At 69.2% G+C, this 12,820-nt stretch carries 14 protein-coding genes; 10 read left to right on the plus strand and 4 right to left on the minus strand.

What is annotated here, in order from left to right; genetic code table 11:
* Window positions 1–7 precede the first annotated feature (7 nt).
* The 4 genes from AC07DO_RS21985 (at window position 8) to AC07DO_RS22000 (ending at window position 2,636) form a co-directional block, all read left to right on the plus strand.
* On the plus strand, window positions 8–601 hold the full coding sequence (locus AC07DO_RS21985) for a hypothetical protein (RefSeq protein ID WP_479062469.1): 594 nt from the start codon (window positions 8–10) through the stop codon (window positions 599–601).
* A gap of 4 nt (window positions 602–605) precedes the next feature.
* On the plus strand, window positions 606–1,247 hold the full coding sequence (locus AC07DO_RS21990; RefSeq protein WP_479061877.1) for an OmpA family protein: 642 nt from the start codon (window positions 606–608) through the stop codon (window positions 1,245–1,247).
* 96 nt (window positions 1,248–1,343) lie between these two features.
* On the plus strand, window positions 1,344–2,147 hold the full coding sequence (locus AC07DO_RS21995; RefSeq protein ID WP_479061878.1) for a class I SAM-dependent methyltransferase: 804 nt from the start codon (window positions 1,344–1,346) through the stop codon (window positions 2,145–2,147).
* 27 nt (window positions 2,148–2,174) lie between these two features.
* On the plus strand, window positions 2,175–2,636 hold the full coding sequence (locus AC07DO_RS22000; protein ID WP_479061879.1) for a winged helix-turn-helix transcriptional regulator: 462 nt from the start codon (window positions 2,175–2,177) through the stop codon (window positions 2,634–2,636).
* Between the two features lie 210 nt (window positions 2,637–2,846).
* Here AC07DO_RS22000 and AC07DO_RS22005 read toward each other — a convergent pair whose 3' ends face one another.
* Entirely contained in the window at window positions 2,847–3,203 is a 357-nt protein-coding gene (locus AC07DO_RS22005) for a DUF192 domain-containing protein (protein WP_479061880.1), read from the minus strand.
* Between the two features lie 395 nt (window positions 3,204–3,598).
* On the opposite strand from AC07DO_RS22005, the gene AC07DO_RS22010 reads away from it, so the two are divergent.
* Entirely contained in the window at window positions 3,599–4,153 is a 555-nt protein-coding gene (locus AC07DO_RS22010; protein ID WP_479061881.1) for a hypothetical protein, read from the plus strand.
* Window positions 4,154–4,285: 132 nt separating this feature from the next.
* Here the strand turns inward: AC07DO_RS22010 and mgrA are convergent, their stop codons facing one another.
* Window positions 4,286–5,323: an L-glyceraldehyde 3-phosphate reductase gene (mgrA, locus tag AC07DO_RS22015; RefSeq protein WP_479061882.1), complete on the minus strand. Its 1,038-nt coding sequence runs from the start codon at window positions 5,321–5,323 to the stop codon at window positions 4,286–4,288.
* A 128-nt stretch (window positions 5,324–5,451) separates the two neighbouring features.
* Between mgrA and AC07DO_RS22020 the strand changes: the two genes are divergently transcribed.
* The 4 genes from AC07DO_RS22020 to AC07DO_RS22035 all read left to right on the plus strand — a co-directional run bounded on the left by AC07DO_RS22020 (window position 5,452) and on the right by AC07DO_RS22035 (window position 10,549).
* Window positions 5,452–6,213 carry an isoprenyl transferase gene (locus AC07DO_RS22020; protein ID WP_150216450.1) on the plus strand — a complete coding sequence of 254 codons (762 nt, stop codon included), beginning with the start codon at window positions 5,452–5,454 and terminating at the stop codon, window positions 6,211–6,213.
* A gap of 332 nt (window positions 6,214–6,545) precedes the next feature.
* Entirely contained in the window at window positions 6,546–7,868 is a 1,323-nt protein-coding gene (locus AC07DO_RS22025; RefSeq protein ID WP_479061883.1) for a PhoH family protein, read from the plus strand.
* Window positions 7,869–8,304: 436 nt separating this feature from the next.
* Window positions 8,305–9,024 carry an aggregation-promoting factor C-terminal-like domain-containing protein gene (locus tag AC07DO_RS22030; RefSeq protein ID WP_479061884.1) on the plus strand — a complete coding sequence of 240 codons (720 nt, stop codon included), beginning with the start codon at window positions 8,305–8,307 and terminating at the stop codon, window positions 9,022–9,024.
* Window positions 9,025–9,160: 136 nt separating this feature from the next.
* Entirely contained in the window at window positions 9,161–10,549 is a 1,389-nt protein-coding gene (locus AC07DO_RS22035) for an AI-2E family transporter (protein ID WP_479061885.1), read from the plus strand.
* An 84-nt stretch (window positions 10,550–10,633) separates the two neighbouring features.
* Here AC07DO_RS22035 and AC07DO_RS22040 read toward each other — a convergent pair whose 3' ends face one another.
* Entirely contained in the window at window positions 10,634–11,164 is a 531-nt protein-coding gene (locus AC07DO_RS22040; protein WP_361181900.1) for an alkyl hydroperoxide reductase, read from the minus strand.
* Between the two features lie 15 nt (window positions 11,165–11,179).
* Window positions 11,180–11,734 (minus strand): peroxiredoxin, encoded by a 555-nt coding sequence (locus AC07DO_RS22045; RefSeq protein WP_030358042.1) that lies wholly within the window; start codon window positions 11,732–11,734, stop codon window positions 11,180–11,182.
* Window positions 11,735–11,865: 131 nt separating this feature from the next.
* Here AC07DO_RS22045 and AC07DO_RS22050 point away from each other — a divergent pair, with 131 nt between their 5' ends.
* Complete coding sequence (locus AC07DO_RS22050) at window positions 11,866–12,819, plus strand: LysR substrate-binding domain-containing protein (protein ID WP_479061887.1); 954 nt, start codon at window positions 11,866–11,868, stop codon at window positions 12,817–12,819.
* Window position 12,820 lies beyond the last annotated feature (1 nt).

A 12,820-nucleotide genomic window follows, 5' to 3' on the forward strand; every position in this document is an offset into this window, starting at 1 on the left:
CGTGGTGATTGCGATTCGGCGTTCCGCGACGGCCCGTAGGGCAATGGCCGCTGTGGCGATCACGACCGGTCTGGTCCTCACGGTCGCAGGCTGCGGTGGCGGGGGAGATGATGACAAGCCCGAAAAGGCGGAACGGTCATCATCGACAGAGAAAGGAAGTGGCGACGAAGGGCCGGAGGAGACCGGTGCTCCCTCCGCTGATGCGGTGTTGGCGGAGACCAAGGACGGCGACATCGGGGTGAGCATCACATCGGCTTCTCGAGACGCTGGCGGTTTCGTCACCGTGTCCGGAACGGTGACGAACAACGGCAACCAGTCCTGGATGGGCGCCAACTGGTCTAGCGACGAGAGAGAGTTGCGGTCTAACGGGGGGTCTCTTTCAGGCGCCGCTCTCGTGGACAGTGAGGGTAAGAAGAAGTACCTCGTCCTCAGGGACACTTCAGGCCGATGCCTGTGCACCAAGTTCAATGGGCGGGTGAGAGAAGGAGAGACCGCGAACTGGTTCGCCCAGTTCCCCGCCCCCCCAGAAGGAACGGACAAGGTCACCTTCCAGGTGGGGTCGATGCCCCCCGCCCCCATCGAGATCTCCCAGGGCGAGTGACCGCATGACCCGCCACCTCCGCCACCTCGCGGGCGCCGCCACCCTCACGACCCTGATCCTCATCGCCCCGTCGGCCCACGCCGACGACGACCCCCCCGCCCCACCCGGCAGCACCACCACCTCTCCGCCCCCGGAAGTCGACTCCACCAGTCCGGGGCTGAAGCTTGCCGACGGGGCGACGCTCGCGCCGGCGAAGGTGCTGGACATCAAGTCCGTCGTCGAAGACCTCGGCGGCGAGGAGCGCCGCGAGGACACCAACACCGACGTGAAGTTCGCGCTGCAGGCGGAGGTCCTGTTCCCCAAGGACAGCCCGAAGCTGAACCCCGAGGCGACCGCCCGGATCAAGGCGATCGCGGAGGAGGCCAAGGCCCAGAAGGCCACGGACGTCCGCGTCTTCGGCTTCACGGACAGCCTCGGCTCCTACGACCACGGCAAGAAGCTCTCCCGCGAACGCGCGGAAATCGTCCACGACAAGCTCGCGAGCTACCTCGGCCCGGAGGTCACGTACTCCGTGCGCGGCTACAGCGAGGACTACCCGATCGCGGACAACGGATCGGAGGAGGGCCGCAAGAAGAACCGCCGCGTCGAGGTGTCCTTCCCCCGAGGCACGACGGACAACGCCCCCGGCACGGAAACCAGCGGCTGAGGCACACCGAAGGGGGAGAGGCGAGGGCGACGCGGCGGCGACGCGGTCGGCGAAACCCAGATGTGTCCCACGCGCCCCTGATGTCAGGATTGCCCCATGAACAGCAATCCCGCAGACCAGGGGCAGACCCCCCGCACCTTCGACGACCTCGTGGCCGAAGCCGGGGCCGCGCCGACCGAAGGGTGGGACTTCTCCTGGTTCGAGGGGCGAGCCACCGAGGCGCGGCCCTCGTGGCGGTACGCGGAGTCGATGGCCCGACGGCTCGCCCGCGCCTCCGCGAGCCTCGACATCCAGACCGGCGGCGGCGAAGTGCTGGCCTCGGCCGCCACGCTGCCGCCCCTCGCCGTCGCCACGGAGGGCTGGCCCGCGAACGTCGCGAAGGCCACCGCCCTGCTGCACCCGCGCGGCGTCGCGGTCGTCGCGGCGCCGGAGGACGCGCCGCTGCCGTTCGCCGACGGTGCGTTCGACCTCGTCACCAGCCGCCACCCGGTCAAGGCCCACTTCGACGAGATCGCCCGCGTACTGCGCCCCGGCGGTGCGTACTTCGCGCAGCACGTCGGGCCCGCCAGTGTCTTCGAGGTCGTCGAGTACTTCCTCGGCCCGCAACCGGAGGACATCAGGAACGCCCGCCACCCGGACCTTGAGCGCGCCGAGGCCGAGGCGGCGGGGCTCGAGGTCGTGGATCTGCGCGCGGAGCGGCTGCGCATGGAGTTCCACGACATCGGCGCGGTCGTCCACTTCCTGCGCAAGGTGGTGTGGATGGTCCCGGGCTTCACCGTGGACGCGTACCGGCCGCGGCTGCGCGAGCTCCACGACCGTATCCAGGCGGAAGGCCCCTTCGTGGCCCACAGCACGCGGCACCTCTTCGACCTGCGCAAGCCGGTACTGTCGAACGGGTAAGTGAGGGGTGAAGGCGAGGAGTTGACCGTGGCCAAGCGCAGTGAACCGTACGCCTGCGGGCTGGACGCCGCGGTGGACGTCGTCGGCAGCAAGTGGAAGCCGATGATCCTCTGGGCGCTGCACGCGGGAACGACGCTGCGCTTCGGTGAACTCAGGCGGCACATCGCCGGTGTCAGCGAGAAGGTGCTGATCCAGCAGCTCCGCGAGCTGGAGTCCGACGGCATCGTGCACCGCGAGGTGTACCGCGAAGTGCCGCCGAAGGTCGAGTACTCACTGACCGCCCTCGGCGAATCCCTCAACACGGCGCTGGTGCCCCTGGGGTTGTGGGGGGACGAGCACATGCAGCAGGTGATGGCGAACAAGGCCGCAGCCGAGTCCGAGTCCGAGTCTGAATCCGGGGCCGGGTCCGAGTCCGGGGGCGGGGTCGGGTCCGGAACCGCCGTTCGCGGCTCCGCCGCCGCCCCCAACAACGCCGATAGCGCCGCCTAATACCGCTTAGCGCATCCAAACGGGCAGAACGGTCCAACAGCTCACTTCGTGACGTACGGCCCGAACCAGAAGGCTTGATTCCGCATCGTTATCAATACTGGCTCGTTCCGCCCGTGAGCGTCGCGTAAGTTCAGACCAAGGCTAATTCGCGTGAGCAAATCGCGCGTGCGGTGCCGTGCGGTGGAGGGGGCCGCGCGGCACCGCGAGCCGTCACACGCCGCTCCGCCCGGCACCGTCCACGACGATCCGCGCGCCCCGGCGTACGCCCCACCGCGCCATCGCCCCGGCCTCCGCCTCGAGCACATGCCTGGCCCGCCATCGCGGCAGCCCGAGGCGGCCGGGCCGCATCGTGCGGACGGACAGCACACGCCACTCGCGGTCGAGGTACGCCACGTCGAGGGCGAACCGCATCCCCAGGGTGTGCACGCCGCGCGCCGGAGTCAGCAGGAGCGCCCCCGACACGCCCGTGCGCCCGAGCAGGCCGCGTCGCCGCGCCCGGGGCGAGTCCGCGATCTCCAGCGGGATCGGAAGGTTCTGCGAGGGGGCGGATACCTTCATCGTCGCCATGTCCGCGAAGTTAGCGGCCCGGCACTCCGGCGCGTCAAGCACGCGACGTCCGAGGGGTCCCTCTTGGGGGTTACCGCCGCGCCCGGCCGAAATTCGCCCTCGAACCCGTAATTCCGCCGGTAGAACGGGATCGCGCAGTCGTCGGCCGGTCTCGGAGAGTAGTTGTGGGGCGCCAATGCACCCAGCAGCACTTACGAAGGGTTATGGTGGAAACCCCCCCTCGGGCCGGTCCGTCTCCCCCCCACGGACCGGCCCGATTTTTTGTGCCACGGGCCGCGGCAGGATTTCGTTGCACGACGCGGCAGGATTTCGTTCCGCCGGGGCGTGGGCAGGGGGTTCGCGCCCGCGTCGGCCGGAGATCCGCGGAAGATCGACATCCGGTTATCGTCAGGGACATGTCGAACCAATTCCCCCCGCCGTCTGGCCCTCCGCAGCAGCCCGGCCCTCCGCACCAGTCCGGCCCTCCGCAGCAGGCGCCCGCCCAGCCCGGGCTCCCCACGTACAACGGCCCCGCCCAGGACCCCGCCCACGCGTACGGGCAGGGATACGGACAGGGGTATGGGTACGGCTACGGGCAGGGGCCCATGGGGCCGCCGCAGATGCCCGGCGTCGTCCGCGCCGCCCAGATCGTCATATGGGTGCTCGCCGGGCTCACCGTCCTCGGCAGCATCATCCTGATAGCCGCCGTCAACCCGGAGACGGGCGGCGCCGCGCTCGGCGTGAACATCTGCCTCCTCGTCGCGGCCGGCATGGCCTTCCGCTTCGGCAGTGCGGGCCACGGCATCCGCGTGACGTGCATCGTCCTGATGAGCGTGCAGATCCTCTTCGGGCTCGGCGGCACGGCCGCCGGCAACCCGGGCGGCCTGCTGCCGCTGCTCGGCGCGATCGCCACGGTGATCCTGCTCTCGCAGAGCGCCGCGGGCGCCTGGTTCAAGCGCCCGCGCGCCTGACAGACCGACACGCCCGGCACGCCCGACACTCAGGCAGACACGCCCGGCACCCAGGCAGACACGCCCGGCACGCGGCGAGGAGCCCCGAGCGGAATCACCGCCCGGGGCTCCCTCGCGTCCACCCGCGCCGGATCAGCCTCGTCCGGCCCAGATGTTGGTGCCCGGCGTCGACACCGCGAACGTGTCGATCGCCGTCAGCTCCTCGTCCGTCAGCTTCGGGCCCGCGAGCGCCGCCACGTTCTCCTCCAGCTGCTTGACGCTGGACGCGCCGATCAGAGCCGACGTCATGCGCTCGTCGCGGAGCACCCAGTTGAGGGCGAGCTGGGCCAGCGACTGGCCGCGGGCCGCCGCGATGTCGTTCAGGCCGTTGAGGCGGCGTACGACCTCGTCGCTCAGGAGATCCGGGTCGAGGGACTTGCCCTGCGTCGCGCGCGAACCCTCCGGGATGCCCTTCAGGTACTTGTTCGTGAGCAGACCCTGCGCGAGCGGCACGAAGGAGATGCAGCCCATGCCGGCCGTCTCCAGCGTGTCGAGCAGCCCGTCGTCCTCGGTCCAGCGGTTGATCATCGAGTACGACGGCTGGTGGATGAGCGCGGGCACACCCATCTCCCGCAGCAGCCGCGCCGCTTCCGCTGTCTGCTCGCTGTTGTACGACGACACGCCGACGTACAACGCCTTGCCCTGCTGCACCGCCGAGGCCAGGGCGCCCATCGTCTCCTCGAGCGGGGTGTCCGGGTCGAAGCGGTGGGAGTAGAAGATGTCCACGTAGTCGAGGCCCATGCGCTCCAGCGACGCGTCGAGCGACGACAGCAGGTACTTGCGGCTGCCCCACTCGCCGTACGGGCCGGGGTGCATCAGGTAGCCCGCCTTGGTCGAGATGACCAGCTCGTCGCGGTAGGGGGCGAAATCCTGTGCGAAGAGCTTGCCGAAGTTCAGCTCCGCGGAACCGGGCGGCGGCCCGTAGTTGTTCGCCAGGTCGAAGTGGGTGACGCCCAGGTCGAAGGCGCGGCGCAGGATCGCGCGCTGCGTGTCGAGGGCCTTGTCGTCGCCGAAGTTGTGCCAGAGACCGAGCGAGACGGCGGGGAGTTTCAGGCCGCTGCGACCCGTACGGCGGTACTCCATCGAGTCGTACCGGTCCTGTGCCGCGCGATACATAGACGTGTCGTTCATGGGTACGAAGCTACTTCAGCAGCCTGGGCCCCGACTGTGGAGGGACGCTCGAGCGGCGGTAGGGTGTCGCCCTCGGGGTTGCTCTGGGCGCGCCCCTGGAGACCGCCATCTGCTGGAGGCTGACACACGTGAACCTGCGCGACCTGGTGTACGGACTTTACGCACGCCGGGTGGAAGGCCGCCTCGACCACGACCAGGTGCCGAAGCACATCGGGGTCATCCTCGACGGCAACCGTCGCTGGGCGAAGGCTGCGGGCGGGACCACCGCACAGGGCCACCAGGCGGGCGCACACAAGATCGAGGAGTTCCTCGGCTGGTGCGCGGAGACGGACGTCGAGGTCGTCACGCTGTGGATGCTCTCGACCGACAACTTCGACCGGCCGGACGACGAGCTGAAGCCGCTCCTCGGCATCATCGAGGCCACCGTCCGCTCGCTCGTCGCCGACGGCCGCTGGCGCGTGCACCACGTCGGCGCGCTCGACCTGCTGCCCGCCCACACCCAGATGGTCATGAAGGAAGCCGAAGAGGCGACCCGCACCAACACCGGGATACTGGTCAACGTCGCCGTCGGCTACGGCGGCCGCCAGGAGATCGCCGACGCGGTCCGCTCGCTGCTCCTGGAACAGGCGGACAAGGGCCGCAGCCTGGCGGAGGTCGCGGAGAGCGTCGACATCGACCAGATCTCCAAGCACCTCTACACCAGCGGCCAGCCGGACCCCGACCTGGTGATCCGTACGAGTGGTGAGCAGCGGCTCTCCGGGTTCATGCTCTGGCAGTCCGCTCACTCCGAGTACTACTTCTGCGAAGTCTTCTGGCCGGCCTTCCGAAAGGTCGATTTCCTGCGTGCGCTGCGTGATTACGCGGCCCGCCACCGCCGTTACGGGGGATGACTCCACAGCGCCCCTGAGGTCGGGGACACCCAGAGTTAACCAACGCGTCGTCATATGCCCTGGCATGGCTGCGCATGTTCGAGGGAATACCCCTTCCAGGTCGACGTCCGAGCAGTGTCCGACAGGGACGTCGTATCTCAGCGGGCGGCATGGGCCGTCCGCCCGGGAGGCCCTTTGCACCAGGACGACCGTGTGAGCAGCGCGGGCGACGTGGAGGGCCGGTGCTCGGCCCGCGCAGCGCGGCCCGTGACCGGTCCGGCTCACACCCGCCGGATCGCACCCGGTATCCCTCCCGTCGCTCCCCGACCTCATCCGAGGGGGTACGTCCTTCCGTGGTGAACAGCACAAAGCGCCGCATGCCCGACAGGCGCACCTACGTTCTCGACACCAGCGTCCTGCTGGCCGACCCGAACGCCCTGACCCGCTTCGACGAGCACGAAGTCGTGCTGCCGATCGTCGTGGTGACGGAGCTGGAGGCCAAGCGGCACCATCCGGAGCTCGGTTACTTCGCCCGGCAGGCGCTCCGCCTGCTGGACGACTTCCGTATCCGGCACGGCCGCCTGGATGCCCCGATCCCCATCGGGGACCTGGGCGGCTCGCTGCGCGTCGAGCTCAACCACTCCGATCCCGGCGTGCTCCCGGCCGGCTACCGGTTGGGGGACAACGACTCACGGATTCTCGCCGTAGCACGCAATCTCCAGGCGGAGGGGTACGACGTCACGGTCGTCTCCAAGGACCTGCCGCTCAGAATCAAGGCGTCGTCGGTGGGCCTCCTCGCCGAGGAGTACCGCGCCGAGCTCGCCATCACGGACTCCGGCTGGACCGGCATGTCCGAACTGACGCTCTCGGGCGAACAGGTGGACCTCCTCTTCGAAGAGGACACCCTCTACGTCCCCGAGGCGGCGGACCTGCCCGTGCACACGGGCCTCACCATCCAGTCGGAGCGGGGCAAGGCCCTCGGCCGTGTCACGGCCGAGGGCAACGTCCGGCTCGTGCGCGGCGACCGCGAGGCGTTCGGCCTCAAGGGGCGCAGCGCCGAGCAGCGGGTCGCGCTCGACCTGCTCCTCGACCCGGACGTCGGCATCGTGTCGATGGGCGGCCGCGCGGGCACCGGCAAGTCGGCGCTCGCGCTCTGCGCGGGCCTGGAGGCCGTCCTGGAGCGCAGGCAGCACCAGAAGGTGATGGTCTTCCGGCCGCTGTACGCGGTGGGCGGGCAGGAGCTCGGCTATCTGCCCGGCACCGAGGCCGAGAAGATGGGCCCTTGGGCGCAGGCGGTCTTCGACACGCTGGGCTCGGTGGCGGGCAAGGAGGTCATCGAGGAGGTCACCGCGCGCGGGATGCTCGAAGTGCTCCCTCTCACCCACATCCGCGGACGCTCGCTGCACGACGCGTTCGTGATCGTGGACGAGGCGCAATCCCTGGAACGGAACGTCCTGTTGACCGTTCTGTCCCGGATCGGGGCGAACTCCCGTGTCGTACTGACCCATGACGTGGCGCAGCGCGACAACCTCCGCGTGGGGCGGTACGACGGCGTGGTCGCCGTCGTCGAGAAGCTGAAGGGCCATCCGCTCTTCGCCCACGTGACGCTCACCCGCTCGGAGCGGTCGCAGATCGCGGCCCTGGTGACCGAAATGCTGGAGGACGGTCACATCTGAGGCGGTTCACGGCAGTTGCACCACACAGGACGCCGTCCGGCAAAGCGAAGGAGCCTAGCCGGGCGGCGTCTTGCTGCACCCCTGTTTCCGAAAAACTCCTGGGGCAAACGGGGTGTGAGCTTTCCCACGCAACGGAGAATTGCCTTGCGGTGTCCGGCTGGGGCAGAGTCTGGGTCCTGTCAGGCCCCGCATGCGACACACGTGTACCTGGGGGTACCTCCCACGCTTTAAGCAGTGGGGGAGGTACGACAACTCAGGCACCACAGAACTTCATAGTGACCGTCGCATGCCGCCCGAAGCACCACGCGACGCTCCCGGCACGGGAGTTGTCCACCGGGTCCGTGCCTCCCGTGACCGATGGACAGCGGAGGCCAGCGCCAGGGGCACGATTGCGTCCGCGAGGTCACCTATGCGGGCGATGCTGGAAGGAAACCGTGTGAGCCGGATTTCGGTCCGGGGATTCGCCGTGGCTTCTGCCACCGCGGTCACCACCGTCGGCGCTGTCGTGGGTGTCGCCTCGGGCGACACCCAGCCCTCGAACACGAACGACATCGAGGCAGCGGCAAGCGACGCGACGCTCCTCGCAGACATACCCGCGGGTCAGCAGGCCCAGGTCCAGACCGCGTCCCTGACGCAGCAGGCCGACGCGCAGGCCATGGCCGCCGACACCGCAGCGAAGAAGACCGCAGCGGAGGAGGCCCGCAAGCAGGCCGCCGCATCGGCGATCGAGAAGCAGAAGGCCGCGGAGAAGGAAGAGGCGGCCAAGAAGGCCGCGCTCAAGAAGGAGCGTGAGGAGAAGGCCGAGACCAAGGCCAGCCGCTCCTCCGCCCGCGACGCCTCCGACTTCAAGCCCCAGGGCTCTTACACGGTCGCCCAGGTCCAGGCGATGGCACGGCAGATGGTCCCCGGGGACCAGTTCCAGTGCTTCAGCAACATCGTCAACCACGAGTCCACGTGGAACTACAAGGCGACCAACGCCTCTTCGGGTGCCTACGGCCTTGTCCAGGCACTGCCCGGTTCCAAGATGGCCTCGGCGGGCGCCGACTGGCAGACCAACCCGGCCACGCAGATCAAGTGGGGCCTGAACTACATGAACGACCGCTACGGAAGCCCGTGCGGAGCCTGGAGCTTCTGGCAGGCGAACAGCTGGTACTAGGCCCCTCCGCGGCCGTACCGCGCTCAACCTCGCGAGGCCCCTCACCGTCCTACGGTGAGGGGCCTCGCCCGTGTACGGTCGGTCCGGACAGCTCCGGGGAGGAGTGGTGGGGAAAGACGGGGGTAAAGGACGGATCATGTCGCGAGTGCCAGGGTGGCTCGGCCGGCTCGGCGCCGGACTGAGCGGGATGGGCGAGCGGTTGAACGAGCAGCGCCGCGACAGGGACGCCGACTCGGACACCGACGAGCCGAGAGACTCCTCCGCGGAGGAGAACGACCACGTGCCCGCGCCGCCGGCGTACGCGCCGGCCATAGCGGCCAGACCCGAACCCGTGGACGCCGTGCCCTGGGGCATGCGCGTCGCCGCCGAGGCCGGCTGGCGGCTGCTCGTCCTCGCGGGCACCCTCTGGGTCCTGATGAAGGTCATCAGCGCGGTGCAGCTGGTGGTGCTCGCGTTCGTGGCCGCCCTGCTGATCACCGCGCTGCTGCAGCCCACGGTGGCCCGGCTCAGGAACATCGGTCTGCCGCGCGGTCTCGCGACGGCGGTCACCGCGATCCTCGGCTTCGTCATCATGGGGCTGGTCGGCTGGTTCGTGGTGTGGCAGGTCATGGAGAACGCCGACGAACTGTCGCGGCAGGTCCAGGACGGCATCGAGGATCTGCGCAAGTGGCTCCTCAACAGCCCGTTCCACGTGACCGAGGACCAGATCAACGACATCGCCAAGAGCCTGCGCGACGCGGTCGGCGCCAACACGGAGGAGCTCACCTCAGCGGGCCTCGAAGGCGTCACGGTCATCGTCGAGACGCTGACCGGCATCCTGCTCGCGATGTTCTCGACGCTCTTCCTGCTCTACGACGGCAAGCGCATCTGGCAGTGGTTCCTGAAGCTGGTGCCCGCCCAGGCGCGGCCCGGCATCGCGGGCGCGGGTCCGCGGGCATGGCGCACCCTCACCGCGTATGTGCGCGGCACGGTGATAGTGGCTCTGATCGACGCCATCTTCATCGGCCTCGGCATCTACTTCCTCGGTGTGCCGATGGCGGTGCCGCTCGCCGTCATCATCTTCCTGGCCGCGTTCGTGCCGCTGGTCGGTGCCGTGGTCTCCGGTGCCCTCGCGGTCGTCGTCGCCCTGGTCACGCAGGGCGTGTTCACCGCGGTGATGGCGCTCGTGGTGGTCCTCGCGGTGCAGCAGATCGAGGGGCACATCCTGCAGCCGTTCATCCTCGGCCGCGCGGTGCGGGTCCATCCGCTGGCGGTGATCCTCTCGGTCGCCGCGGGCGGCATGATCGCCGGGGTCGGCGGCGCGGTCGTGGCGGTGCCGCTGGTGGCCGTCACGAACACGGTCGTCGGTTACCTGCGGGCGTACTCCAGGGAGGCCGCGCTCAAGCAGGCGCCGCAGCCGCGGGGCGCGACGGCGATGGACGCGTCGCCCGTGGGCGCGGCGCGGGTGGACGACGCCCGTGCGGACGAGGCTCGGGAAAGCGTCGGCCGGGAGGACTCGGCGCCGACGGATCCGCCGCCGCAGTAGTCGCGTACGGGCCGACGGTCCGCCGGAAACGCGAAGTGGGCCGGAACCCGAGGGTTCCGGCCCACTGTCGTGTCTTCGGGTGCGTTACGCGAGGACGTCCTCGGAGTCCAGCGTGACGCCGACGGCCTGGATGACCGCGGCGATCTTGAAGGCTTCCTGGATCGTCTCGCGGTCGACCCCGGCCTTGCGCAGGACCTGCTCGTGCGAGTCCAGGCACTGGCCGCAGCCGTTGATCGCGGAGACCGCGAGGGACCACAGCTCGAAGTCGACCTTCTCGACCCCCGGGTTGCCGATGACGTTCATCCGCAGACCGGCGCGCATCGTCCCGTACTCCGGGTCGGAGAGCAGGTGACGCGTGCGGTAGAAGACGTTGTTCATCGCCATGACGGCGGCGGCCGACTTGGCGGCCGTGTACGCCTCGGGGGAGAGGTTCGCCTTCGCCTCGGGCTCCAGCTCGCGCAGCACCTTCGGGGAGCGGGACGCGATGGCGCAGGCCAGCACGGTGCCCCACAGCTGCTGCTTGGGCAGGTCCGAATTGCCGATGACCGAGCCGAGGTTCAGCTTCAGGTCCTTGGCGTAGTCCGGTACGGCGGACTTCAGTTCGTCGAGTGCCATGTCAGAAGGCTCCGTTCACTCGCCGGAGAGCAGCGCGACCGGGTCGAGGGTCTCGTCGCCCTTGCTCCAGTTGCAGGGGCACAGCTCGTCGGTCTGCAGGGCGTCGAGGACCCGGAGGACCTCCTTGGGGTTACGGCCCACGGAACCGGCGGTCACCATCGTGAACTGGATCTCGTTGTTCTGGTCCACGATGAAGACGGCGCGCTGCGCGAAGCCGTCCTCGCCCTCGATGCCGAGGTCACGCATGAGCTCGTGCTTCGAGTCGGCCAGCATCGGGAAGGGCAGGTCCGTCAGGTCCGGGTGGTCCTTGCGCCAGGCGTGGTGCACGAACTCGGAGTCGCCGGAGAAGCCGAGGACCTGGGCGTCACGGTCGGCGAACTCGTCGTTCAGCTTGCCGAACGCCGCGATCTCGGTCGGGCACACGAAGGTGAAGTCCTTGGGCCACGCGAAGACGATCTTCCACTTGCCCTCGTAGGTCTTGTGGTTGATCTGCTCGAACTCCTTGCCGGCCTCCAGGGAGACACAGGCGGTCAGGTCGAACTCGGGGAACTTGTCACCGACAGTGAGCACACGTACTCCTTGCGCGAGAGAGTCCCTTTTGAGGACTTTCCTGTGGGGTTGGACTGATGTCGATGGTGGCACAGGGTGCATTGATTAGGGAAATAGCTAGAGTGGGTCGTGTTGATCGGAGGTGGTTATCAGTGCGAGCCATAAATAGGGGCAAGCAACCCAGCGGCAAGCAGCCCAGCCTGGCGCAGCTGCGCGCGTTCGCCGCCGTGGCCGAGCATCTGCACTTCCGCGATGCCGCCTCGGCGATCGGCATGAGTCAGCCCGCGCTCTCGGGAGCCGTGGCCGCGCTGGAGGAGGCACTGGGTGTCCAGCTCCTGGAGCGCACCACGCGCAAGGTGCTCCTGTCGCCCGCCGGCGAGCGGCTCGCGGTGCGGGTCGAGGCGGTCCTCGACGAGGTCGAGGCGCTCATGGAGGAGGCCGACGCGGTCAAGGCGCCGTTCACCGGGGCGCTGCGGCTCGGCGTCATCCCGACGGTCGCGCCCTACCTGCTGCCGACGGTGATCGCCCTGGTCCACGAGAGGTACCCGGACCTCGACCTCCAGGTGCACGAGGAGCAGACCTCCTCGCTGCTCGAAGGGCTCACCGCGGGGAGGCTCGACCTGCTGCTGCTCGCCGTGCCGCTCGGCATGCCCGGCGTCACCGAACTCCCCCTCTTCGACGAGGACTTCGTGCTCGTCACCCCTCTCGACCACTGGCTCGGTGGCCGGGAGGGGATCCCGCGCGAGGCGCTGAAGGAACTGAACCTGCTGCTCCTGGACGAGGGCCACTGTCTGCGCGACCAGGCGCTCGACATCTGCCGTGAGGCGGGGCGGGCGGACGCGCCCGTCACCACGACGGCCGCGGGGCTCTCCACGCTGGTGCAGCTGGTCGCGGGTGGGCTGGGGGTGACGTTGCTGCCGCGGACGGCTGTGCGGGTGGAGACGACGCGCAGCAATCAGCTCTTGACCGGGTATTTCGCCGATCCTGCCCCTACTCGGCGGATCGCGCTCGCCATGCGTACGGGGGCGGCGCGGGGCGCCGAGTATGAGGAGTTGGCGTCTGCCTTGAAGGAGGCGGTTCGGCCGTTGCCGGTGCGGGTGGTGTGAA

The sequence above is a fragment of the Streptomyces sp. NPDC045678 genome (genome assembly GCF_056432085.1).

What these genes read in the sequence shown, in the direction of transcription:
- AC07DO_RS22010 (WP_479061881.1), top strand. Translation starts at nt 3,599, where the DNA reads ATGTCGAACCAATTCCCCCCGCCGTCTGGCCCTCCGCAGCAGCCCGGC.
- AC07DO_RS22005 (WP_479061880.1), bottom strand. Translation starts at nt 3,203, where the DNA reads ATGGCGACGATGAAGGTATCCGCCCCCTCGCAGAACCTTCCGATCCCG.
- AC07DO_RS21990 (WP_479061877.1), top strand. Translation starts at nt 606, where the DNA reads ATGACCCGCCACCTCCGCCACCTCGCGGGCGCCGCCACCCTCACGACC.
- mgrA (WP_479061882.1), bottom strand. Translation starts at nt 5,323, where the DNA reads ATGAACGACACGTCTATGTATCGCGCGGCACAGGACCGGTACGACTCG.
- AC07DO_RS21995 (WP_479061878.1), top strand. Translation starts at nt 1,344, where the DNA reads ATGAACAGCAATCCCGCAGACCAGGGGCAGACCCCCCGCACCTTCGAC.
- AC07DO_RS22040 (WP_361181900.1), bottom strand. Translation starts at nt 11,164, where the DNA reads ATGGCACTCGACGAACTGAAGTCCGCCGTACCGGACTACGCCAAGGAC.
- AC07DO_RS22035 (WP_479061885.1), top strand. Translation starts at nt 9,161, where the DNA reads ATGTCGCGAGTGCCAGGGTGGCTCGGCCGGCTCGGCGCCGGACTGAGC.